The sequence below is a fragment of the Vibrio sp. YT-19(2023) genome (genome assembly GCF_033337395.1).
Genome location: NZ_JAWOQN010001174.1, coordinates 1 through 513, shown reverse-complemented (window position 1 = coordinate 513; position 513 = coordinate 1). Strand labels below are relative to the sequence as shown.

Here is a 513-nt window from a genome sequence, read left to right as displayed (position 1 = left end):
ACTCAAAGACTTTAGGCTATAAGAGGCTGACTAAAAGCAATCCAATCTCATGCCAAATTCTATTGTATAAATCTCGCTCTAAAGGCCGAAAAAATCAGCGCTCGACACGGACTCATTGTCACCACCCGTCACCTAAAATCTACTCAGCGTCGGCAAAGGAGCCATGGATTCTAGCAACTAACTTACCTGTTGAAATTCGAACACCCAAACAACTTGTTAATATCTATTCGAAGCGAATGCAGATTGAAGAAACCTTCCGAGACTTGAAAAGTCCTGCCTACGGACTAGGCCTACGCCATAGCCGAACGAGCAGCTCAGAGCGTTTTGATATCATGCTGCTAATCGCCCTGATGCTTCAACTAACATGTTGGCTTGCGGGCGTTCATGCTCAGAAACAAGGTTGGGACAAGCACTTCCAGGCTAACACAGTCAGAAATCGAAACGTACTCTCAACAGTTCGCTTAGGCATGGAAGTTTTGCGGCATTCTGGCTACACAATAACAAGGGAAGACT

The 513-nt window shown here is 45.4% G+C and carries 1 pseudogene; it reads left to right on the top strand.

Annotation, left to right across the window (positions count from 1 at the left end):
* Window positions 1-513, top strand: a pseudogene (locus R7E78_RS30685) (IS4-like element ISVsa5 family transposase); the annotation flags it as partial.